We start from the raw sequence: 22,528 nt of genomic DNA on the forward strand, positions 1-22,528 counted from the left end.
CGGTGCGGAGGCTGGCTCCAACGTAATGACCAGGAGGTTTCCATGATCACCACCGACCCCACCACCCTGAGCAAGGCGATCGAGTCCCGCGACGCCGACGGTGTCCTCGCCTGGTACGCCGACGACGCCACGTTGACCGTGCTGGACAAGGACCACCCGCCGGCCGCGCCGCTCGTGCTGTCCGGCACCGGCGAGATCGGCGCCTACTACCGTGACGTCTGCGGCCGCAACATCCGGCACGAGGTGCGCGATCTCCTCAGCACGACCGACGGGCTCGCCTACGCCCAGCACTGCCGGTACCCGGACGGGACGGCGGTCGTCTGTGTCACCGTCGCCGCCACCCGCGCCGGCCGCATCACCAGCCAGACCGCGATCCAGGTGTGGGACAGCTGACCGATCCGCGGGGCGCCGGGCCACATCCGGCGTCCCGCGTTCGTCAGCCTCGCAGCGCAGATCCGCGACCACGGCCAGGTGCCCCGGCGGTGGTCCGTTCAGCCGGTGAATGCGGCCATGCGAATGGACACGAGAACGCCAGGCAGTTCGACGCCGAGCTTGGCGACGTAGCGCGTCGGGTCCGTGCCGGGGAACGAGGTCGCGTACTCCTCGTTCATGCCTGCGAAGTCGTCCGGATCGGCCAGGAGCACGCCCACCTCGACAATGTCGTCCCATGTCGCGCCCGCGGCCCGCAGAACGGCGCGGCAGTTGGCGAGGGCCTGCCTTGTCTGTTCCTGGATCGTTGGTCCGGCCAAGGCGCCATGGGCCGGGTCGATGCCCGGCTGGCCCGAAACGTAGACGAAGCCGCCGGCTTTCACCCCCTGGCTGTACAAAGCCGAGCTGGGCGCGTCCGCCGTACTGACGATCTCTCGCATGCGCTTACGCTAGCCCCGCCCATGACAGCCGGGCTCGGTCGAACGGATCAAGTTCCTACCCAGCGCCGGGGGCGTCAGTGGCCGCGGAAAGCTTCCTCCAACCACCAGGACGGGCGGGTCGCGGTCACCTTGGCGTCGATGAGCATGGGGACGTTTCGGGGGCCGGCCGCCCACTGCGCGACCGGGGCCAAGTCGGACGGGTGGCGGACCGTGACGGCCTCGCAGCCGTAGCCGCGGACTATGGCGGCCAGGTCGGTCTCGGGGAAGACCACGGTGGACAGCGGGTGGCCGTGCGGGCCGAAATGGTGGACCTCGGCGCCGTAGGCGCTGTCGTTGTAGACCACGATGAGCATGCCGAGGGCGAGACGGCGGATGGTCTCCAGCTCGGCTATGGCCATCAGGAAGCCGCCGTCGCCGCAGGCTGCCACCGGGAGGCGGTCGGGTGCGGCGAGGGCGGCGCCCAGGGCGCTGGCCAGGCCCAGACCGATCGACTGGAAGGCCTGGGTGAAGCAGAAAGCGCGCTGGTCGGGCACCCCGAGGAACATCGACGGGTAACCCATGAAGTTGCCGGAGTCGACGGCGACCAGGCGGTCGGCGGGGAGGATGTCGTCCAGCCCGATGGTCAGCGTGCGCGGGTCGATGTGGGTGTCGTCGGACTCGTCGCGGTAGGGGACGTCGCGCCAGCGGCCCTCGTGGACCAGCCGGGAGCGCACCTCGGGCCGGCGGTAGCCGGCGGACGCGGCAGAGGCGGCGGACGAGGAAGAGGGCAGGGCGGCCAGGACCGCGCGGGCGGTGGCGGCGGCGTCGCCGACTATGCCGATGTCCACGCGATGGTGGGCGGCCAGGGCCGACTCCTCCAGGTCGATCTGCACGACCCGGGCGGTGGGACCGATCAGGGCGCCGTGGCGGGTGGTCCACATGTTCAGCGAGGAACCCCAAGCGACCACGACGTCGGCGTCGGCGATCAGGGCGGCGGCCACGGGGGTGGCGAAACCGCCGGAGACGTCGAGGTTCCACGGGTCGCCGGCGAAAAGGCCCTTGGCGGCGGCGGACGTGGCCAGCAGGGCGCCGCAGGCGGACGCCAGGGCGGACAGCTCGGCGCCGGCGTCGACGGCGCCCCGGCCGGCGATGAAGACGGGGCGGGCGGCGGACGCCAGCAACGTGGCCACCGCTTCCGCGGCGGAGTCGGAGGCCGCGGGGCGGTCGTCCGCGGGGGAACCGGGTGGTGCGGCCGGCACGGCGGGGGCGGCCTGGACGTCGAGGGGCAGGTTCAGCACCACCGTACGGCGCTCGGTCACGGCGAGATGCCAGGCGTGCGCGGCGTCCTCGACGGCCGTGGCGGCGGAGCGGACGCGGAGGGTGGCGGCGCCCACGGCGACGGCCAGCGCGGCCTGGTCGACCCGGAAGTTGGAACGCGGCGCGGTGGCCTCGGCGGCCAGGACGAGCATGGGGGTACGGCTCTTCGCGGCCTCGGCTACGCCGGTCATCGCGTTGGTGAGGCCGCAACCCTGGTGGACGGTCACGACGGCGGCGCGGCCGCTGACCCGGGCGTACGCGTCGGCGGCCGTGGCGGCGCCGGCCTCGTGCCGGGTGGCGGTGAAGCGGGCGCCGGCGGCGATCAGGGCGTTGGTGACGTGGAAGTTTCCGCTACCGACTACGCCGAAGACGTGGTCGGCGCCCAGTTCGGCGAGGGTGGTGCCGACGGCCTCGGCGACGTTCATCTCTCGACGAGCGCCAGGACGCGGGTGGGGCTGCCGGAGCCGCCGACGATCGGCAGCGGCGCGGCGATCAGCACCGCGCCGGTGGCCGGGAGCAGCCGGAGGTTCTGCAGCTGGGTGAGGCCGTACTTGCCGGCGCCCAGGACGAACGAGTGGCACGGGAACGGCGGGTCGAACGAGTGGGCGGCGCCGGCGTCGGTGCCGACCGTTTCGACGCCCACGCCGATCACGGGTGACTCGGTGGCCAGCCATTGGGCGGCGGCCACCGAGATGCCGGGGGTGTGCGGGCCGGTCTCGTCGGCGTTCAGGAACAGCTCCTGGTCGGTGGAGCGCGCGTCCCAACCCGTACGCAAAAGGAGCCAACCGCCCGCCGGAAGCGGGCCGTGATCGGTCTCCCATTTCCGGATGTCCTCGACCGTGAGCAGGTAATCGGGGTCGTCGGCGACGCGGTCCGAGACGTCGATCACGACGGCCGGGGCGACCAGGCGCCGCGGGCGGATCTGGGAGACGTCGTCGCCGTCGCGTGCGGTGACCCAGTGGATGGGGGCGTCGAGATGGGTCCCGGTGTGCTCGCCGGTGTGGATGTTGTTCCAGTACCACGCCGGTCCGCGGTCGTCGTAGCGGCTGATCTCCTCGAGGCTGAACGTGCTGGTGTCGGCGAACGGGGGCGGCAGCTTGAGGATCGGGGTCTCGCTGGAGAGCGGGGCGGTGAGGTCGACGACCTCGATCGTGCCCGCGCTGATCGCGGACACCAGATCCGACAGGACGCTCATCGATCCTCCACGTGATCGCCGTCACCGACAGGAGGAGCCTACGGCCAAGGGGCGGCATCCGGCGAGCGGCCGGAAAGCTAGACGGCGGCGGGCAGGCCGGCCGAGCTGAACGCCCGGCCGTCGTCGGTCACGACGGCCGACTCGTACCCGTCGGTGGCGAGCTTCGCCAGCCAGGTCAGGCCGGGCTCGCCCATGGCGAGCGCCGCCGTCGCGTACGCGTCGGCCAGCGCCAGATCGGGCCCGACCACCGTCACCGACCGCAGGCCGCGGGCCGGCTCACCGGTACGCGGGTTGATCACGTGATCGCCGCGCTCGTAGGTGCCCGAGGTGGCGATCGCCCCGTCGCCCAGCGCCAGCACCCAGCTGACCTTGCCGGCCTCCCACGGGTGCCGGATCCCGACCCGCCACGGCCCGCCGTCGGGGTGGTGGCCGCGCATCCGGATGTCGCCGCCGGCGTTGATGTAGTGGTTGACCGACCCGGCCTCGAACAGCCGGGTGGACGCCACCTCGACCGACCAGCCCTTCACGTACCCCGAGGGGTCGAGCAGGCCGCCGGCGTACGCGTCGAAATAGCCGTCGGTGTCCCGCCAGAGATCGGCGCAGGCGTCCAGCACGTGCCGGAGGTCGGCCGAGCAGTCGGCCGCCGTGATCTCGCCGCGGCGCAGCCGGCTGACCTCGCTCGCCGCCTGGTACGTGGAGAAGCGCGCGTCGACGAGATGGAACCAGTCGCACGCCTCGCCGACCAGGGCCGCCAGCTCGGCCGGGGAACGCTCGTCGGCGAGCTCGATGCTGATCGCCGTACCCATGACCTGCTCGACGTGGCGCACGAACGGTGACCCTACGCCTTGGCGGAGTCCAACGCCGATTGCAGCGACTGCTGGTACGACTGGCTGGTGTAGGTGGCCCCGGAGACCGCGTCGACGTTGTCGCCGGCGTTCTCCACCTTCAGCGTCTCCTGCTTGAGCGCGGCGATCGCGGGCGGGTTGATCGTCGCGCTGTTGCCGGTGAGCGGATAGGTCGCCTCGGCCGCGGTGATCTTTCCTTCGTCGACCTTGATGGAGACCTGGATGGTGCCGTAGATGTTCTTGACCGCCTTGCCCTTGAAGACGCCGTCCTTGAAGGCGCCCTTCTTCTCGGCCGGCTTCTTCGCGCCGGCGTTCGACGGCTTCTTCGAGGCGGCGCCCGTGGCGGTGGGCTTCGGCGTCGATGGATTGTCGACCAGGTTGACCTGGGACGGTGCGGCGGCGGGCGGCGCCGGCGGCTGAACGCTGAGACGCACCCCCACGATGAGGGCGGCGCCGGTCAGCGTCCCGACCGCGGCTGCGGTACTGCGTCGCATCATTCCTCCGAAATCCGAAATGTCCGAGAAATCAGAACTCGAACGGGTCCAGGTGCAGTTGGCTGTCGGGGACATCGAGCTCCCGAAGCGTCGCGACGGCCGCCTCGACCAGCCCGGGCGGCCCGCACAGGTACACGTCCCGGCGGGAGACGTCCGGCACCAGACCGAGCAGCCCGTTGGGGGTGAACAGGCGCCGCGGCCCGGGATCGGTGCGCGACCCGACGATGTAGCGCACCCACGCGTCCCGCCGCTCCGCCAGTTCCTCGAGCTCGCCCCGGAACACCAGCTCGTCCGGCCGCGACGCCCGATAGATCACGATGGTGTCCGGCGGCATGTCCTCGAGCAGGGCCCGGATCGGCGCGATGCCGCTGCCGCCCGCGATCAGAAGAGCACGACGACGCGTACGCCGCTGGGCCGTGAACACCCCGAACGGCCCCTCGGCCCACACCGGCGTCCCCGGCTTCATCTGCCCCAGCCGCTGCGTGTGCCCGCCCACCGCGGTGACCGTCAGCCGCAGCCACTCGGAGTTCGGCGCCGCCGACAGCGAGAACGGATGCGACTGCCACCACCCGTTGCGGGTCAGGAAGCGCCACCGCATGAACTGCCCGGCCTGGGCCGGCAGCTTCTGCAGGTTCTTGCCGTCGATGTAGATCGAGAACGTGTTGGTGGCGCCCTCGGCCACCACCTCGGCCACCTCGAACTTGTGCCGGATGTTCAGCCAGAGCGGCTCGACCAGCCGCCCCCAGACCAGCGCCGAGATCACCAGCGCGGTCAGCGCCGGCCAGAACACCGAGGCGAACCGGCCGCTCAGGTCGGCGCCGGCGGCGACCTGGTGGCCGTACCCGAGCAGGAGCACCAGGTAGCCGGTGAGGTGGATCAGGTGCCAGAGCTCGTACGGGAGCTTGGCCCGCGCCGCCCGGATCGAGAGCAGGCTGATCACCACGAGGATCACCGTCGCCGCGATCGCCTTGAGCATGTCGGGGAAGGTGGTGACGATCGTCCACGCCTGGTCGACGACGCCGGTCTCGCCGGTGAGCGCGTACCCGTACGCGATGAAGACGATGTGGGCGAGCACCGACACCACCAGGGTGGTGCCCAGCCAGCGGTGCCAGCGGAGCAGGTCGCGGGCGCCGACCCACTCCTCGAGCCAGGACACCCGGCTCATCATGAGCAGCTGGATGAACAGGAGATAGCCGCCGACCAGACCGGTGATCCGGCCGGCCGCGAGCATCAGGGACGCGGTGTCGTTGACCGTGCCGGCCTGGGTGTCGAAGAGCCAGAGCGAGACGCTGGTGGCCAGGCCGGAGAAGAACAGCAGGACGGTGAGCAGGCGGTTGCCGCTGACCGCCTCGGCCGGCGGGCGGTCGTCGGGGATGGGCGGCTGCGCCGGGCCGGTCGCCTTCCAGCCCGTGGGGTCGGTCTGCGACTCGACCAGAATGTCACTGCGCCGGTACGGGTCCTGGTCCTCGTCGTTGAGGTAGGAATCCCAGGTCGGCGGCCGCCGGTCGTCGATCTCCGGGACCTCGCGGACGTCCCCGGCCCGGTAGTCGGGGTCGTCGCTCCACGGGTCGATCGGCTCCGGCATGCGCGCGGCGTGGCGCGACTCCTCGTACCGGGCATGCTGCTCGACCGGCGACTTCTCCTCGTACTGGTTCTCCTCGTACTGGGGAAACTCCCCGCTCGAGGGACGCAGCGACGCGAAGAACTCCGCGTCCTCCTCGCCCGGCGCATAGCGCTGATCACGAGAGGTCTGGAACATCGGCGGTCCTTGCGCCATCGTCCTTCACCCGTCCAGCCATCGTCCCGCGGCGCCGGCCACCCCCTGCGGCCGGCGTGACGACCCGGTCTCGGGGAGCCGTCGGGAGGAGATACGCAGCCGTCGCGAACATCGCTCAACCGGATCCGGAAATTATCCGGCGCCCCCTCCCCGGTACGGTCGCGCCGCGCGCGGCGCGCGGCTGATCATGCCGGCGACCACGCCGAAACCCTCGCCCGATCTCCGGAAGTTTCGGGATTCGAGGATCCGTCACCGGCTCCAACCACCAATTTTGTCACGATGGGTGGTCCTCGCGGAAGTCGGAACTGGCAGCGGAGGACGCCTACACAAAGGGCCTTTCGGGCACCGGCCGGAAGAGAAACTTCCGAGAACTTCCGGTAATTGTTGACACAAGAGTGGTCTCCAGCACATGATGTCGCCACCGGTAGTTCGACTCACGTCGATCGGATCGCCCACCACGATCCGGCTGCCCCCGGCCGATCGATCGACACGCCCAGCGAATCCGCACCTGGTGCGACGCCGACGCGCCCCGCCGTCACCCAGGTGTCCGGCTCCGCCGGGCAGGCCGAGCTGCCGACCCGTCCTCACAGTCCTTCCGAAAGGGACGCAGCATGAACGACACGTCAGCTCGACCGGCCGGTCGCCGGCGCCGCGGCACGCGGATGTTCCTCGGCCTGGCCAGCACCCTGGCGATGGTCGTGGCGTCGGTGGCCGTCGCCAACGCCGCCCACGCCGAGGCCGATCGCACGATCACCTCGAACTCGACCGGCACGCACAACGGGTACTTCTACTCGTACTGGAAAGACAACGGCAACGTCACCATGAATCTGGGCGCGGGCGGCAGCTACAGCGTCTCGATGAACAGCATCAACAACTCGGTCGTCGGCAAGGGCTGGAACCCGGGCTCCACCAGCCACACGATCAACTACTCGGGCTCCTTCAACTGCGGTGGCAACTGTTATCTGGCCCTGTACGGCTGGATGACCAACCCGCTGGTGGAGTACTACATCGTCGAGAACTTCGGCAACTACAACCCGAGCAGCGGCGCCACCCGGCTGGGCTCGGTGACCACCGACGGCAGCACCTACGACCTGTACCGCACCCAGCGGGTCAACCAGCCGTCCATCCAGGGCACGGCCACGTTCTACCAGTACTGGAGCGTCCGCCAGCAGCACCGCACCGGCGGCACGATCAACGTGGGCAACCACTTCAACGCCTGGCGGCAGGCCGGCTTGCAGCTGGGTAGCCCGAACTACCAGATCATGGCGACCGAGGGCTACCAGAGCAACGTCAGCTCCAACATCACCGTGAGCGAGGGCTCCGGCGGCGGCGGGGACAACGGCGGCGGCGGCAACAACGGTGGCGGCGGCAACAACGGCGGCGGCGGCAACAACGGCGGCGGGGGCGGCGGCTGCACCGCGACCCTCTCGGCCGGGCAGAAGTGGGGCGACCGGTACAACCTCAACGTGGCGGTCTCCGGCTCGAACAACTGGACCGTGACGATGAACATGGCCGCCCCGGCGGTCGTGAGCTCCACCTGGAACACCAGCGCCACCTGGCCCAGCCAGTACCAGATGGTCGCCAAGCCGAACGGCAACGGCAACAACTTCGGTGTCACGATCATGGCCAACGGCAACTGGACGTGGCCGTCGGTCTCCTGCAGCGCGGGCTGACCTCCGCGGATCCGTCAACTCAACCTGTGGCGCGGCGGCTTCGGCCGCCGCGCCGCACCCTTCTCGGCGGGACCTGTAATGCGACAACCTGGTAAAGCGCCGGTCGCCCTGGCGTACGTGGCCTTCGTCCTGGTCGGGGTGAATGCCGGCGTCAACGGGGTGTTGCTGGCCGCGCAGATCGACGACTACGCGGTCTCCCGGTCCACCCTGGGCCTCACCTTCTTCGCCAGCTCGGCCGGGTTCGTCCTGGCCGGGGTCACCGCCGGCGCCCTGATCCACCGATTCGGCATCCGGATCGCGATGGCGACCGGCGGCGTCGCGTACGTGCTGACCGCGCTCTACGCGGGCACCCGACCGGCGTTCGCGGCCTTCGTCGTGCTGCAGATCGCGTCCGGCTACGCGGTGGGCGTGCTGGAGTCGGTGCTCAACGCGTACCTGTCCGGCCTGCCGAACGCGACCACGCTGCTCAACCGGCTGCACGGGTTCTTCGGCGTCGGGGCCCTGCTCGGCCCGCCGCTGGCGGCCTGGATCGTGGCCCTCTCCTCCTGGCCGACGGTGATGCTGGTGCTCGCGGCGGTGGCGGTCCCGCTCACGGCCGGCTTCCTGATCGTCTTCCCGCGTACCGACCCCTCCCCCGCCGCCGCGCAGCCGGAGTCGGCGGCCGCGCGCGGCCTGGCTCGCCTCGCTGCACGGCAGGCCGGCGTCCTGCTCGGCGCCGCGCTGCTCGCCGTCTACGTGGGACTCGAGCTGGGCGTGGGCAACTGGGCGTTCGGCTACCTGGTCGACGGGCGGGGCCAGGCCGAGGTGCTCGCCGGATACGCGGTCAGCGGTTACTGGCTCGGGCTCACCGCGGGCCGGTTCCTGCTCAGCCCGATCGTCACCCGGCTCGGGTTCACCGCGGCCGGCCTGATGACCATCTGCATCGCCGGCGTCACCGTCGTCACCGCGCTGACCTGGGCCCTGCCCGGCACCGCCGCCGCCACGGCGGGCCTGGTCCTGCTGGGCTTCTTTCTCGGGCCGATCTTCCCCACCGCGATGGCGCTGGCCCCCCGGCTCAGCACCGCTCGGCTGGTACCCAGCTCGATCGGCCTCATGAACGCGGGATCGGTGGTCGGCGGCTCGTTGTTCCCCTGGCTGGCCGGCGCGATCGCCGAGGGCGCGGGGGTATGGACCCTGCTGCCGTTCACGCTGGCGCTGTCGCTGCTCCAGCACGCGATCTGGTGGCCGATGGCCCGGCGACTCGGCCCCCTCCCCGAATCGCCGTCCCCCGCGACCACCGGCTCCGCCGCCCGCCCCTGAGCCGGCGAAGCCACCGAGCCGAATCGCCGTCCCGCCGCCACCGGGTTCGCCGGCCGTCCCTGAGCCGGCGAAGCCACACAGACACGAATCGGTCGGTCAGCCCTTCACCGCGCCCGCGGTGAGTCCCTCGGTCAGGAAGCGCTGCCCGAAGGCGTACATGACCACCACCGGGATGCTGACGAGCAGCGACGCGGCGGCGAGCTGGCCCTGCGGCACGACGTCCCCGGCGATCATCGACTGCATGCCGACCGGGAGCGTCTTGTACTCGTCCTTGGTGATGAACACGAAGGCAAAGAGGAACTCGTTCCACGCGTTGGTCAGCGTGAAGAGCGCCACCGCCAGCAGTCCCGGCTTGGCGAGCGGCAGCACCACCCGGCGGAAGGCCTGGACCCGGGTGCAACCGTCGACCAGCGCGGCCTCCTCCAGCTCGGCGGGGATCGACGCGAAGTACCCCGACAGCAGCCAGGTGGCGAACGGCAGCGTGAACGTCGGGTACGTCAGCACCAGCGACCACATCGAGTCGGTCAGCCGCACCCCGATGAGCAGCTGGTACAGCGGGATGAACAGCAGCGCGCCCGGCATCACGTAGGTGAGCAGCACCGTGACCGTGAAGCCCTGCGCGCCGCGGAACCGCAGCCGGGCCAGCGCGTAACCGCCCAGGACCGCGCAGATCAGCGCCACCGCGGTCGAGGCGGCGGACACCAGCACGGTGTTGAGATACCAGCGGCCGAACGGCTGATTGGTGAACAGGGCGCTGAACTGCTCCATGGTCCACGGGGTCGGCCACAAGTCGTGCTCGCGGGTGACGACCTGGCTTTCGGATTTGAAGGCCGTGACCGCGATCCAGTACAGCGGGCCCAGCACGAAGACGAGCAGCCCGGCCAGCGCGACACCGGACCCGAGGCGGGACACCAGCAACGACGCGCGCCGGCCGCCCCGGGCCTGCAACCCCGAGACCACCCGGCCGACCGCCGCGGCGATCAGCAGGATCACCCCGAGGACCACCGCCGCCTTCCAGAAGATGTGCGGCGACGCCCAGGCCAGCAGGCCGGCGACGACCGCGGCGACCACCCACGGCAGCGCCCGCCGAAGCGGGCCGGTCCATCGGGGCGGCCCGTTTCCGCCGTCCGTGCGCAACTGCCGGACCAGGAAGAACACCAGCGCGGCGATGACCGGCAGCATGACCAGCGTGACCGCCGCCCCGGCGCCGTACTGCAGCTGCAGGATCGCCTTGGAGTACGCGACCAGCACGTACGGCGCGGTCACGTCGCCCGGGCCGCCCTGGGTCAGCAGCCAGATGAGGTCGAAGTTGTTGAACGTCCAGATCGACGACAGGGTCACCGTCACGGTGATCACGTGGCGCAGTCCGGGCAGCGTCACGTGGACGAAGCGCTGCCACGCCGAGGCGCCGTCGATGGTCGCCGCCTCGTACTGATCAGCCGGTATCGCTTTCAGCCCCGCCAGGAAACAGACGGTGAAGAACGGCACCCCCTTCCACACGTTGACCAGGATCACCGACGGCATGGCCAGCGACGCGTCGGAGAGCCAGCCCGCGGGCCAGCTGTCGACCAGATGCGCGGAGGCCAGCAGCGGCCCGATCCCCGAGGCGGTGAGCAGCGCGTTGACGCTGCCGAAGATGGGGTCGAGCAGCGAGCGCCAGCTGAACGCCGTCACCACCGTGGGCACCACCCACGGCATCAGCAGAAGCCCGGTGATCAGCGCCCGGCCGCGGCGCCGGTGGTGCAGCAGCAGCGCCGCGGCCAGGCCGAGCACCACCTTGAACACCTCGGCGTACGCGGTGAAGACGAAGGAGTTCACCACGCCGGTGCGGAACTGCTCGTCGCCGACCAGGGCGATGTAGTTGTCCAGGCCGACGAACACGCTCTCCTGGCCGTGCCGCTCGGTGGTGCTGGTGATGATCGACTTGATGATCGGCACGAGCACGAGCGCGCCGACCAGCAGCGCCGTCGGCGCCAGGAACAGCGCCGCCAGCCGCCAGTCACGACCGAGCCGCCGCTGGGTCCTGGTGAGGGAGCCGGGCCCCGGCGGCGCGGAAGCTCGCGTCACCGGGGCCGGCGCCTGTCGGACCGATCTCACTGCGGCAGCCCCTGCTGAGCGAAGATCTGCACCATCTTCGCGTGCGCCGCCTTGACCGCCTGCGCGGGCGCCGTTCCCTGCACGACCTGCTGCATCATGTCGGTCAGGACGTACGCCGCGACGACGGCCTGCTGGCCGGCGCTGGCCTTCTGCGGGAAGGTCAGGCCGTTCTTGGTGGACAGCGGCAACGGCTGCTGGGACAGGGTGCGCACCATCCCGAACGCCGGGTCGCCGGTGGTGAAGTACGGGTCGGCGTCCCAGACCTTCTCCCAGGCCGGCATCACCAGGCCGGGTGCTTCCTTCGCCACCCCGACCAGCGCCGGCGCGCTGACCAGGTATTGCGCCAGGAGCTTGGCGAGTCCCGGGTTCTTGGCGCCCTTGAAGACGACGAAACCCTGGGACTGGCCGAGCAGCAGCGACTTGTCGGTCGCCGGCCCGATGCAGTCGGAGAAGACATGGGTGTTGGGGTAGACCGGGTTCTTCTTGGTCTTCGAGTCGGCGTAGACGCTGAAGCTGTTGCGGGTGTAGCCGAGGATGCCGGCCAGCCAGTTCTCGTTGTTGCTGGTGTCGGTCCAGCTGGCGACGCCGGGCGGCAACATCGGCTTGTACTTGGGATTGGTGTAGATGTCGCCCAGGAACGTCACCGCCTGCACCGTCTCGGGTGAGTCGAAGGTGACCTTCTTGCCGTCGTTGGTGGCGATCGCCCCGCCGTACGAGTTGATCAGCGCCTCGATCATGCCGTTGCCGTCACCGGACCGGTTCACCGTCATGCCCCAGCCGAACCGCCGCTTGCCCGGATCGGAGATCTCCAGGCACATGTCCCGCAGCTCCGCCCAGGTGTAGACGTCCTTGGGCGCGATCCCCTTCTCCTGCATCCAGTCCTTGCGCAGGAACGATCCGATGCCGATGAAGTGATACGGGATCGCGTACCACTTGCCGTCGAAGACACAGAAGTTCTTGGCCTCGGCGCAGGGCTCGCCGTACTTCGCGGTCAGCGCGGTGACCACGTCCGTCACGTCCTCCAGATCGCCGAGCGAATGGAACTGCGCGACGAACCGCGAGTCGGTCATGAACGCGAGGTCGCGCGCCACCCCACCCTTGACCTCGGCGTCGATCTTGGCAACCACGTCACCGGCGTCCGCCTGGACCAGGCTGTTCTCGATCTTCGTCCCGGTGGCGTCGGCGAACTTCTTGATCGATCCGTCGAGCTGTTCGTTGGCCGCCGTCGAGTACAGCTTCTGCGACAGCACCCCCATCGCCGAGCCCTTCATCGACGACGCCGCGTCGACCAGCTCCTGCGGTACCTCCGCCTGTGCCTTGGGGGGCGAATCCGAGGTGCCTCCGCACGCGGCCAGACCGGCCGCGCCGAGCACACCCACCCCCATCCCCAGAAACTCGCGCCGGGACCACAACGGGTTTTCCTTCATAGCCATCCGCCACCTTCGTCCCTCGTCGCCGTAAACCGTCGGGAAAGTTGAGTTCGGTTCATGCGCCCCGGCCGGGAGCGGGGCCCATCACGAGATGTCGCGCGTTGGCACCTAGAACGTTCGATATTTCGAACGACGTTCGAGATATCGTATGATGCGTGGACGCGACGGTAGAGGACCACCGTGAGAGGTGTCAATGCTTCAATGCGGTGGCCGGCCGCCGACCGGAAGACGGCTAGTGGGGCTGCGCGGAATACCCCATGCGCGTGGACAGCGTGGCCGCGCCGTCGCGAACCAGCTTGGCCCACTCCACCTGCGCCCGCGGCGTCCAGCGGATGATCGGCGCCGAGACACTCATGGCGGCGATGGTCGCGCCGGAGTGGTCGCGGATCGCCGCGGCGACGCAGCGCATGGCGCTGTCCGACTCACCGACGTCCACGGCGACGCCCTCGGCCCGCGCCTCGTCGAGCTGGGCCCGCAAGGTGTCCGGGTCGGTGATGCTCTCCGGCGTCATGCCGGGCAGCGGATCCTTGGTCAGGACGGCGTCCAGGCTCTCCGGATCGAGGCTGGCCAGCAGGACCTTGCCGACCGCCGTGCAGTGGGCCGGCAGCCGCAGCCCGACCCCGGAGACCATCCGGACCGGGTGCGTGCTGTCGACCTTGACGAGGTAGACGACGTCGGCGCCGTCGAGCACGGCCACGTGGACCGCCTCGTCACACGCGGCGGCCACGTCCCGCGCGACGCTCTGCGCCTCGCGGACCAGGTCGAGCCGGCCGGCGAACGCCGCACCGAGCAGGAACAACGGCATGCCGAGCCGATACTGCACGGGCTGGCCCGGCACCGAGATCAGGTACGAGCGGGCCACGAGCGTGACCAGCAGCTCGTGCACGGTGGTGCGGGGCAGGTCCAGCCGCTCCGCCACCTCGCGGGCCGAAAGCTGAGGGCGGTCGAGAAACAGCTCGAGGATGTCGAGCGCGCGGATGACCGCCGGTACCACACGAGGCATGTCGATAAGTCCCTTCGAAATGCCGGGCCGTGTCGGCGATCTCCACACGGACCAGCACCCGAACAGGGTAGCGGCGGTCTCGGCGCATCAGAAACAGCCACGTTTCCCAGACTTAGGATGGTCAAATGCCGATCTCCCTTCACCGCCTGCGGGCCGGCAACGCGGCACGCTGGGCGGTGTGCCAGGACGGCGCATGGGGCGAGCTCGACGGCTCTCTCGCCGACCTGCTCGCCGTACCGCTCGACCAGGCCCGGGCGGTGGTCGAGGCGGCCGCCCGCGAAGCCGGCGGCGAGCGGCCCGGCGCGGAGGTGCTTCCACCCCTCGACCGGCAGGAGGTGTGGGCGGCGGGGGTGACGTACCTGCGCAGCCGTGACGGGCGGAAGGAGGAGTCCGGGCACGGTTCGCTCTACGACCATGTCTACGACAACGACCGCCCCGAGATCTTCTTCAAGTCCAGCCCGTGGCGGGTCGTGGGCGACCGCGACGCCGTCGGCGTCCGCGCCGATTCCGGCTGGGACGTGCCCGAGGCCGAGGTCGGCCTGGTGCTCAACGCGGCCGGGGAAGTCTTCGGCTACACCCTGGCCAACGACATGAGCAGCCGGTCGATCGAGGGCGAGAACCCGCTCTACCTGCCGCAGGCGAAGATCTACGACCGCTCCTGCGCGATCGGGCCGGCGATCGTGCCGAGCTGGGTGGCCGGCCCGGGTCCGTTCGCGATCGGGCTGCGGGTGCTGCGGGCGGGCCGGGAGGCGTACGCCGGGACGACCTCGACCTCGGCGATGGCCCGCAGCTTCGCGGACCTGGCCGCCTGGTTGTTCCGGGCGCTCAGCTTTCCGGCCGGCGTGGTGCTGCTGACCGGCACCGGCGTCGTGCCGGACGCCGACTTCACGGCGTGCCCCGGCGACACGATCGAGATCACGTCCGCGGCGCTCGGGACGCTGACCAATCCCGTCATCGCGATCGGCGATGCCACCGGTGGGAAGGAAAAGGAAGCAGAATGACCACGATCGAGAGCCACTCCCCGCAGGCGCCGTCGGACATCGTCGTCCGCGTTCCCGACACCTCGCCGGAGGACGTGGCGGCGGCGGCCGGCGCGGCCAGGGCGGCGGCCGCCAGCTGGGCCCGCGGGCCGGCGCACGCGCGGGCGGCCGCCCTGCACGCCTGCGCCGAGGCGCTCGCGGCCGCGACCGGCGAGCTGACCGATCTGGTGGTCCGCGAGGTCGGCAAGCCGGTCGCCGAGGCGGGCGCCGAGATCGGCCGCGGGGTGGCGATCCTGCGCTACTTCGCGCAGCAGGCCCTGCTTCCCGACGGCGAGGTCTATCCGCCGGCCGACGCGGTGTCGCTGCTGCACACCCGGCGTCGCCCGCACGGCGTCGTCGGGCTGATCACGCCGTGGAACTTCCCGGTGGCGATACCGCTCTGGAAGGCCGCGCCGGCCCTCGCGTTCGGCAACACCGTCCTGCTCAAGCCCGCGCCGCAGTCGTCCGCGGTGGCGATCCGGCTGGCCGAGCTGTTCGCCGGCGCGCTCCCGCCCGGCGTCCTGACCGTGCTGACCGGCCTCGGCCGGACCGGCGAGGCGATCGTCGACACGACCGACGCCGTGTCGTTCACCGGCTCGGTGGCCGCCGGGCAGGCGGTCGCCCGGCGGGCGGTCGGACGCGGCATCCCGGTGCAGTGCGAGATGGGCGGCCAGAACGCCGCCATCGTGCTGCCGGACGCCGACCACGAGGCGGCCGCGACGGCGATCGCCGCGGCGGCGATGGGCTACGCCGGGCAGAAATGCACCGCCACCAGCCGGGTGATCGTGGTCGGCGATCCCGCGCCGTTCGCCGAGCGGCTGGCCGCGGCCGTCGACGCGCTGCCGGTGGGCGACCCGGCGGATCCGGCCACGGTGGTCGGCCCGCTGATCGAGTCGCGGCCGCGCGACGCGATCCGCGAAGCGGTGCGGCGCGCCACCGAGGGCGGCGCGCGCCTGCTGACCGGCGCCCGGCAGCCCGACCGCGACGGGTGGTTCCAGTCCCCGACGCTGCTGGCGGACGTGCCGCCCGGCAACGACCTGCGCAGCGAGGAGTACTTCGGGCCGGTGTGCCTGGTGCTGCCGGCCGAATCCGCGGACGACGCCGTGCGGGTGGCCAACGAGGTGCGGCACGGCCTGGTCGCGGCCGTGTACACGCGCAGCCTCGGGGCGGCGTTGACCCTGTCCGGCCAGTTGGACGTCGGCATGGTGAAGGTCAACGCCCCGACCAGCGGTGTCGACTTCCACGCCCCGTTCGGCGGCGAGAAGGAGTCCAGCTACGGCCCGCGCGAGCAGGGCACCGCGGCCCGCGATTTCTACACGCGGACGGTCACGGTCACGCTCACCCCGTAGCCGCGATGCCTTTCGGGGTGGGTGCGCCGAGGTGGCGCAGCGAGGGGTCGGCGAGGATCAGGACCAGAAGCAGACCGGCCACCACGATCAGGAAGGCGGCCAGGTCGTGCAGGCCCGTGGTGTCGGCGCCGTGCTTGAAGAAGGCGCCGGTGGCGGCCGAGGAGACCATCGCGCCGAGGTACGAGAACGTGCGCAGCAGCCCGGCCGACGCGCCCATCCGGTCGGCATCGGCCTGGAAGTACAGCGCGTTCTGGTTGGCGAGGCTGTTCAGGCCCTGCGGCAGCCCGAAGATCACCGAGATGATCACCACGATCCACAGAGCGCTGCCCGCGTCGAGCACGAGCATCAGGGCGCAGGCGACGAGCTGGCTGAGCGCGCCGGCCAGCAGCTTGCCGCGGAACTCCGCCCGCCGGCCGGTGAGGGTGGAGACGCCGACGGCGACCAGCGACATCGGGAGCAGCAGCAGGCCGGCGTGCGAGGCGCTGAGGCCGTGGCCGGCCTCCAGCCACTGGGTGAAGCCGTAGAGGTACGCGTACGCCACGGTCTGCGCGAGCAGCGCCCGGACGTACGTGGCGATGAGCGGCCCGTTCCCGCCGAACACCCGCACGTCGAGGAAGGGATCGGCGTATCGCAGCTCGCGCCATACGAAGCCGCCCGCCAGTACCGCGGCCAGCGGCAGCAGCCAGATCAGCCGGACCGACGGCTCCTGCAGGTAGAGCATGAGCGCGGTGAGCGTGCCCGCGAACAGGCCGATGCCGAGGTGATCGAGCCGGACATGGGCGCCGGGCCGGGGCGCGCGGGGCAACAGGATCGAGCCGAGGATCAGGCAGAGCACCGCGAGCGGGATGTTCACCGCGAACACCGCCCGCCAGCCGGCCAGCCCGATCAGCAGTCCGCCCAGGGTCGGGCCGACCACCACGACGGTCTGCGCCGAGACGTTCAGCGCGGTGAGCAGGCCGCCGGGCTTCTCGACGCCGGAGCGGCGGATCAGGTACATCGCCGCCGGATAGCCGGCGCAGGTGCCGAAGCCGAGCAGCACCCGGGCCAGCACGAGAACGCCGAGCGAGGGGGCGAGCACGCCGACGACCCCGGCGACGCCGACCAGCGCGGCGCCGGCCAGGTAGAGCTTGCGGGCGCCGTACCGGTCGACGAGCCGGCCGACCACCGGCTGGCCGGTCGCCGTGGCCAGGTAGAGCCCGGAGACCAGCCAGGCGGTCTCGGCGGGCAAGGCGTGGAACGCGAGCCCGATCGGGACCAGCGCGACGGCCAGCGTCGACGAGTTGACCGGATTGAGGATCGCCCCGAGGACGAGCGGCAGGATGAGACGCCGGTCGAACGTCTGGACGGCGACCGCCGTCGTCACTTCTCCGCCAGCCGGTCGAGCAGGACGAGCGCGGCGAGGATGGTCTGCCGCTCCGCCTCGGTGAAGTCGGTGGCGAGCGCCGCCGCGATCCACTCCTCGCGCACCCGGCGGGTGCCCTCGACGAACTCGGCGCCGGCGTCGGACAGCGAGATCAACTGGCGGCGCCCGTCGTGCGGGTCGGGGGTTCGTGTGAGGTAGCCGTGCTGCTCGATCGCGGCGAGGGTGGCGGTCATCGACTGCGGCCGGACCCGCTCGGCCGCGGCCAGCTCGGTCGCCGTGGCCGGGCCAGACTTGGCGAGCCGGCTGAGCACCGAGGTCTGCGAGGGCGTCAGGTCGCCCACGCCGGCGACCTCGCGGAAGCGGCGGCGCAGGCGGCTGAACACCGTCCGCAGCTCACCGGCCGCGCGGATCGCCGAGGGCGGTGTCTGCGTCATACACCTACCCTAGAACTCTTCAGTTCAGACTGACAAGTTTCGCCTGACTGTCTACTGGCCCAGCAGCCATTTGTGCGGGGCGGCCAGCTTGCGAGCCTTCGCCGGGCCCCACGAGCCCGGCTCGTAGGAGATCGGCCGGGGCGGCGCGTCCAGCAGCGGCTTGACCGTCTTCCAGGCGGCCGACAAGCCGTCCGGGCGGGTGAAGAGGGCGCGGTCGCCCTCCAGCACGTCGTGGATCAGGCGGGCGTACGGCGGCAGCGGGTCGGCCTCCGGAAGCTGCGCCAGCGGCAGGGCGACCGAGGCCGGCTCGAGGTCCTCGGCGATGCCCGGCTTCTTCGCCAGCAGCGCGAGGTCGACCTCACCGTCGCCGGCCAGCGAGAACGACAGCACGTTGGCTTGCGGCGGCAGTTTCGGGAACGGCTTCGCGGGCGTACGCAGAACCAGGCTGACCCGCTGCTCGCCGGCGGCCATCCGCTTGCCCGTGCGCAGCAGGAAGGGAACGCCACGCCAGCGCGGCGTGTCGATCCAGAGCTTGGCCGCCACGTACGTGTCGGTGCGCGACCGCGGGTCGACCCCCTTGAGCTTGCGGTAGCCGGCGAACTGCCCGAGCACGGCCTCGGCCGGGTCGATCGGCCGGAACCTGCGGATCACCGTCTCGCGCGCCGCCTGCAGGTCGGCCGCGCCCAGCGAGGCCGGCGGCTCCATCGCCACCTCGGCCGCCACCTGGAACAGGTGGGTGACCAGCATGTCGAGCGTCGCGCCGGTCTCGTCGTAGAACACCGCCCGGTTCGCCACCCCGAGCGTCTCGGGCACGTCGATCTGCACGCTCTCCACGTGCTCGCGGCTCCAGATCGCGGCCAGCGCCTCGTTGGCGAACCGCATCGCGTGCAGCTGTTGGGTCGCCTCCTTGCCGAGGAAGTGGTCGATCCGGTAGACCTGCGACTCGTCCAGCACGGCATGCACCTGCCGGTTGAGCGTGCGGAAGCCGGACGGCGAGGTGCCGAACGGCTTCTCGTAGACCACGCGCGACCCCTTGGCCAGGCCGTGTGCCCCGAGCGCCTTGGTGACCTCGGGGAACGCGACCGGCGGGATGGCGAGGTAGTGCACGAGCTGGGCGTTGCGGCCGGCATCCCGGCGCGCGTCGGCGATCACGTCCAGCAGGCTGCCGGGCGAGTCGCCGGTGAACCCGCCGCCGGCGAACCGCAGCCGCTTGGCGAACTCGCGCCACGGACCCTTGTTCGGCGGGATTTCCGAGAATTCGGAGAGGCTTTCCCGTACGCGTGCCCGGAAGTTCTCGTGCGACACGTCGCCCCGGCCGTTGCCGACCAGGGTCCAGTTCTTGGGAAGGAGTCCCTCGTTCGCGAGGGTCCAGAACGCCGGCAACACCATCCGGGCGGCCAGGTCGCCGGTGGCGCCGAAGAGCACGAACACGGTCATGACCGTCGCTTGCCCCTGCGGAGGCGGCCTCACACCGAATGTGACCGGAACGTCCCCCGGTAGGCCTGCGGGGTGGTGCTCAGCCGCTGGGCGAAGTGGTGGCGCAGGGTCGCGGCGCTGCCGAAGCCGGTGCGCTCGGCGATCGCGTCGACCCCGAGGTCGGAATCCTCGAGCAGGCGCCGGGCCAGCAGCAGCCGCTGGCTGGTCAGCCAGTCGTGCGGCGTGGACCCGGTCTCGTTGCGGAACTTGCGGGCGAACGTGCGCGGCGCCATGTGCGCCAGCCCGGCCATGGTCTCCACGCTGTGCGGCCGGTCGAGGGTCTCCAGCACCAGCGCGAGCACCGGCTGCAGCGTCTCGCACTCGACCGGCTGCACCGGGGTCTCGATGTACTGCGCCTGACCGCCGTCGCGGTGCGGCGGCACGACCATCCGGCGGGCGAGCATCGTCGCGATCGCCGAGCCGTGCTCCTGCCGTACGAGATGCAGGCCCGCATCGACGCTCGCGGCCGTCCCCGCGCTGGTCAGGACCTTGCCGTCCTGGACGTAGAGCACGTCCGGATCGACCTTCGCCGCCGGGTGCCGGCGGGCCAGCTCGGTGGTGTGCAGCCAGTGCGTGGTGCAGCGCCGCTCGTCGAGCAGCCCGGCCGCGCCCAGCGCGAACGCGCCCGTGCAGACGCTCATCACCCAGGCGCCGCGCTCGTGCGCCCGGCGCAACGCGTCGACCACCGGCTCGGGCAGCTCGTGCTCGCGATATCCGTACGGCGTCACGGCCACCAGATCGGCCTCGTCGACCCGCTCGATGTCGTGCTGGACGCCCACCTCGAAGCCGGCGTGCCCGGGCACCGGCCGCCCGTCGGCCGAGCAGAGCGCGAAGTCGTAGCTGGGCAGGCCCTCGGCGGTGCGGTCGTAGCCGAACAGCTCACAGAGCACGCCGAGCTCGAAGATGGCGACCTCGGGCAGCGCGATCACGGCGACGTTGCGCAGCATGTGACGCAGCATACGGCCCGTTGGCAGGATTTTGTAGGGGTATGGCATCTCTGCCACTGTCGACGATGGCCGGAGACGAGAAGACTTGGTGTCATGGCTATCGCGCTTGCAATCTTCTTCCTGGTCATCACCGCTTTTTCGATCGCCGGCCGCGTGGCGGACTCCCGCGACAGCGCCGACTGGAAAGCCTCCCACGAGGGTTTCCGGCACACCACTTGATATCCACGCCCTTCTATGAATGAATCGACCGATCCCCCACCTTAACGGAGGTTCGGTTGTGACAATCCGTGCTATTCGGGCAGCGTCCGTGGCCGTGGCGGCCGTGGTGGCCGGTCTGATGATCTCCGCACCGGCGCAGGCCGCAACGGTCACCTACGGCCAGGACGTCTCCAGCCACCAGGGCAACGTCAACTGGTCGGCACAGTGGAGCGCCGGCTCCCGGTTCGCCTTCGTGAAGGCCACCGAGGGCACGTCGTACACCAATCCCTACTTCGCCCAGCAGTACAACGGCTCGTACAACGTCGGCATGATCCGCGGCGCCTACCACTTCGCCCTGCCCAACGGCGCCGGCGGCTCGGCCCAGGCCGACTACTTCCTGGCGCACGGCGGCGGCTGGTCGGCGGACGGCAAGACGCTGCCCGGCGCCCTGGACATCGAATACAACCCGTACGGCGCCACCTGTTACGGCCTGTCCCAGGCGAGCATGCGCTCCTGGATCTCGGCGTTCCTGAACCGCTACCACGCCCGCACCGGCCGCTGGGCGGTCATCTACACCACCACCGACTGGTGGACCACGTGCACGGGCAACTACAGCGGCTTCTGGGCCAACTCGCCGCTGTGGCTGGCCCGCTACGCCGGCTCGCCCGGCACGCTGCCGGCCGGCGCGCCCACCTGGTCGTTCTGGCAGTACTCGTCGACTGGCCCGTTCGCCGGCGACTCGAACCAGTGGCACGGCGCGCTCGACCGCCTCAAGGTGCTGGCCTGCAACGGCAGCTGCTGATCGCGGCCACCCGGCGCCATCGCGCCCGCCCGATGCGGCCCGTCCTACGCCGGCGGCATCGGGCGGGCGCGTTCGGCCGGCGCCCGGCTCTGCCCACCCCGGACCGCGTCGAGCAACTCGGCCAGAGCTTCCCGCTCGCCCACCCGATCGATCAGAGCGTCAGCGCGGTCCGGGCTCCGACCCATGCTCATCACGCGGTCCCCCAGTCGGCCTCGACCGCGCAGATTATCGGGTCAGCCGATTTCCGGATCTTTACACGAGCAATGCCGGCAGGCAAGAGACCGCGGGGGCACCGTTGCGGTCGCACGCGCCGGGCTTGACATGGCACGCTTACGACAGCATCCGCCAAGAGGTGAGGCGATCCGATGAGCGTGGCAGTGCTGGAGCACCCCGAGCCGTGGAGCGAGGACGAGTACTTCGCGCTCGGCGAGACCGCGAACCGGATCGAGCTGATCGATGGGAGCCTGTGGGTGAGCCCCGCGCCGAGCAAGCGGCATCAGCACATCGCGTTCCTGCTCGCGAAGGGGCTCTACGACCCCGCCGAGCGGGCCGGCCTGCTGGTGCTGCAGGACGTCAACCTCAGGCTGGCGGGCGGGCGCATCCTGCAGCCGGACATCGTCGTGGCCGACACCGACGATGTCGGCACGACGGTGGAAGCCGCCGAGGCCAAGCTTGTCGTCGAGGTGGTGTCGCCGGGCAACGCCGGCACCGACCGTCTGCTCAAGCCCCAGTTGTACGCGGCGGCGGGCATCGAGTGGTATCTGCGGGCCGAGCAGCCGGACGACTCGGTGGAACTGCACCTGCAGCGGCTGGCCGGCGACCACTACGTGCCCGGCCTGGTCGCGAGCCCCGGCCAGGCGCTCGCGTCGGACGAGCCGTTCCCCTTCGAGCTCGACATCGCCGCCCTGCTCCGCCGCCGTCGCCGCGATTGACTGTCGCGGACGGCGCCGGGCGGCCACCCG

Annotated in this window: 22 protein-coding genes; 8 read left to right on the plus strand and 14 right to left on the minus strand. The window is 71.0% G+C overall.

The annotated features are described in order from the left end of the window. The first annotated feature begins 42 nt into the window (after positions 1-42). Complete coding sequence (locus tag ACFQS1_RS32565) at positions 43-393, plus strand: nuclear transport factor 2 family protein (protein WP_378975807.1); 351 nt, start codon at positions 43-45, stop codon at positions 391-393. A gap of 98 nt (positions 394-491) precedes the next feature. Here ACFQS1_RS32565 and ACFQS1_RS32570 read toward each other — a convergent pair whose 3' ends face one another. From ACFQS1_RS32570 to ACFQS1_RS32595, 6 genes are all read right to left on the minus strand, one after another. Beyond that, positions 492-869, minus strand: a complete 378-nt coding sequence (locus ACFQS1_RS32570; RefSeq protein ID WP_378975809.1) for a RidA family protein — start codon at positions 867-869, stop codon at positions 492-494. Between the two features lie 74 nt (positions 870-943). Further along, positions 944-2,590 (minus strand): thiamine pyrophosphate-binding protein, encoded by a 1,647-nt coding sequence (locus ACFQS1_RS32575; protein WP_378975811.1) that lies wholly within the window; start codon positions 2,588-2,590, stop codon positions 944-946. Continuing rightward, positions 2,587-3,360 carry a cyclase family protein gene (locus ACFQS1_RS32580; protein WP_378975813.1) on the minus strand — a complete coding sequence of 258 codons (774 nt, stop codon included), beginning with the start codon at positions 3,358-3,360 and terminating at the stop codon, positions 2,587-2,589. The genes ACFQS1_RS32575 and ACFQS1_RS32580 overlap by 4 nt, the downstream gene beginning before the upstream one ends. Positions 3,361-3,437: 77 nt before the next feature. Next, positions 3,438-4,166: an FAD:protein FMN transferase gene (locus ACFQS1_RS32585; RefSeq protein WP_378975885.1), complete on the minus strand. Its 729-nt coding sequence runs from the start codon at positions 4,164-4,166 to the stop codon at positions 3,438-3,440. Between the two features lie 32 nt (positions 4,167-4,198). Then, entirely contained in the window at positions 4,199-4,699 is a 501-nt protein-coding gene (locus tag ACFQS1_RS32590; protein ID WP_378975815.1) for an FMN-binding protein, read from the minus strand. 31 nt (positions 4,700-4,730) lie between these two features. Then, the gene (locus ACFQS1_RS32595; protein ID WP_378975817.1) at positions 4,731-6,458 is read right to left on the minus strand and encodes a ferredoxin reductase family protein; all 1,728 of its coding nucleotides are present in this window, start codon (positions 6,456-6,458) and stop codon (positions 4,731-4,733) included. A 629-nt stretch (positions 6,459-7,087) separates the two neighbouring features. Here ACFQS1_RS32595 and ACFQS1_RS32600 point away from each other — a divergent pair. Beyond that, on the plus strand, positions 7,088-8,149 hold the full coding sequence (locus ACFQS1_RS32600; RefSeq protein WP_378975819.1) for a glycoside hydrolase family 11 protein: 1,062 nt from the start codon (positions 7,088-7,090) through the stop codon (positions 8,147-8,149). Between the two features lie 78 nt (positions 8,150-8,227). After that, positions 8,228-9,448 (plus strand): MFS transporter, encoded by a 1,221-nt coding sequence (locus ACFQS1_RS32605; RefSeq protein WP_378975821.1) that lies wholly within the window; start codon positions 8,228-8,230, stop codon positions 9,446-9,448. A gap of 96 nt (positions 9,449-9,544) precedes the next feature. Here the strand turns inward: ACFQS1_RS32605 and ACFQS1_RS32610 are convergent, their stop codons facing one another. The 3 genes from ACFQS1_RS32610 to ACFQS1_RS32620 all read right to left on the minus strand — a co-directional run bounded on the left by ACFQS1_RS32610 (position 9,545) and on the right by ACFQS1_RS32620 (position 13,978). Beyond that, a complete protein-coding gene (locus ACFQS1_RS32610) occupies positions 9,545-11,515 on the minus strand; it encodes an ABC transporter permease (protein WP_378975823.1) in 1,971 nt (656 codons plus the stop codon). A gap of 26 nt (positions 11,516-11,541) precedes the next feature. Next, positions 11,542-12,978: an extracellular solute-binding protein gene (locus ACFQS1_RS32615; protein WP_378975825.1), complete on the minus strand. Its 1,437-nt coding sequence runs from the start codon at positions 12,976-12,978 to the stop codon at positions 11,542-11,544. A gap of 229 nt (positions 12,979-13,207) precedes the next feature. Then, positions 13,208-13,978: an IclR family transcriptional regulator gene (locus ACFQS1_RS32620; protein WP_378975827.1), complete on the minus strand. Its 771-nt coding sequence runs from the start codon at positions 13,976-13,978 to the stop codon at positions 13,208-13,210. Positions 13,979-14,103: 125 nt separating this feature from the next. On the opposite strand from ACFQS1_RS32620, the gene ACFQS1_RS32625 reads away from it, so the two are divergent. Then, the gene (locus tag ACFQS1_RS32625; RefSeq protein WP_378975829.1) at positions 14,104-14,979 is read left to right on the plus strand and encodes a fumarylacetoacetate hydrolase family protein; all 876 of its coding nucleotides are present in this window, start codon (positions 14,104-14,106) and stop codon (positions 14,977-14,979) included. Beyond that, positions 14,976-16,346 (plus strand): aldehyde dehydrogenase family protein, encoded by a 1,371-nt coding sequence (locus tag ACFQS1_RS32630; RefSeq protein WP_378975831.1) that lies wholly within the window; start codon positions 14,976-14,978, stop codon positions 16,344-16,346. Before ACFQS1_RS32625 ends, ACFQS1_RS32630 begins: the two co-directional genes overlap by 4 nt. Here ACFQS1_RS32630 and ACFQS1_RS32635 read toward each other — a convergent pair. The 4 genes from ACFQS1_RS32635 to ACFQS1_RS32650 are packed head-to-tail and all read right to left on the minus strand — an operon-like array spanning position 16,336 to position 20,566. Next, positions 16,336-17,709: an MFS transporter gene (locus ACFQS1_RS32635; RefSeq protein ID WP_378975833.1), complete on the minus strand. Its 1,374-nt coding sequence runs from the start codon at positions 17,707-17,709 to the stop codon at positions 16,336-16,338. The two genes, ACFQS1_RS32630 and ACFQS1_RS32635, sit on opposite strands and share 11 nt — an antisense overlap. After that, on the minus strand, positions 17,706-18,143 hold the full coding sequence (locus ACFQS1_RS32640; protein WP_378975835.1) for a MarR family winged helix-turn-helix transcriptional regulator: 438 nt from the start codon (positions 18,141-18,143) through the stop codon (positions 17,706-17,708). Before ACFQS1_RS32640 ends, ACFQS1_RS32635 begins: the two co-directional genes overlap by 4 nt. A gap of 51 nt (positions 18,144-18,194) precedes the next feature. Further along, positions 18,195-19,580 (minus strand): glucose-6-phosphate dehydrogenase, encoded by a 1,386-nt coding sequence (locus ACFQS1_RS32645; protein ID WP_378975837.1) that lies wholly within the window; start codon positions 19,578-19,580, stop codon positions 18,195-18,197. Positions 19,581-19,609: 29 nt separating this feature from the next. After that, positions 19,610-20,566, minus strand: coding sequence for a GlxA family transcriptional regulator (locus ACFQS1_RS32650; protein ID WP_378975839.1), 957 nt, complete (start codon positions 20,564-20,566; stop codon positions 19,610-19,612). Positions 20,567-20,659: 93 nt separating this feature from the next. Here ACFQS1_RS32650 and ACFQS1_RS32655 point away from each other — a divergent pair, with 93 nt between their 5' ends. Both ACFQS1_RS32655 and ACFQS1_RS32660 read left to right on the plus strand, forming a co-directional pair. Beyond that, complete coding sequence (locus ACFQS1_RS32655) at positions 20,660-20,785, plus strand: hypothetical protein (protein ID WP_378975841.1); 126 nt, start codon at positions 20,660-20,662, stop codon at positions 20,783-20,785. A gap of 118 nt (positions 20,786-20,903) precedes the next feature. Next, positions 20,904-21,566, plus strand: a complete 663-nt coding sequence (locus ACFQS1_RS32660; protein ID WP_378975886.1) for a lysozyme — start codon at positions 20,904-20,906, stop codon at positions 21,564-21,566. A gap of 44 nt (positions 21,567-21,610) precedes the next feature. Here ACFQS1_RS32660 and ACFQS1_RS32665 read toward each other — a convergent pair whose 3' ends face one another. After that, positions 21,611-21,757, minus strand: a complete 147-nt coding sequence (locus tag ACFQS1_RS32665; RefSeq protein ID WP_378975843.1) for a hypothetical protein — start codon at positions 21,755-21,757, stop codon at positions 21,611-21,613. A 174-nt stretch (positions 21,758-21,931) separates the two neighbouring features. On the opposite strand from ACFQS1_RS32665, the gene ACFQS1_RS32670 reads away from it, so the two are divergent. Continuing rightward, on the plus strand, positions 21,932-22,498 hold the full coding sequence (locus ACFQS1_RS32670) for a Uma2 family endonuclease (protein ID WP_378975845.1): 567 nt from the start codon (positions 21,932-21,934) through the stop codon (positions 22,496-22,498). Positions 22,499-22,528: the final 30 nt, after the last annotated feature.

Origin of the sequence: Paractinoplanes rhizophilus (assembly GCF_042664765.1) — a bacterium.
Taxonomy (GTDB): Bacteria; Actinomycetota; Actinomycetes; order Mycobacteriales; family Micromonosporaceae; genus Actinoplanes; species Actinoplanes rhizophilus.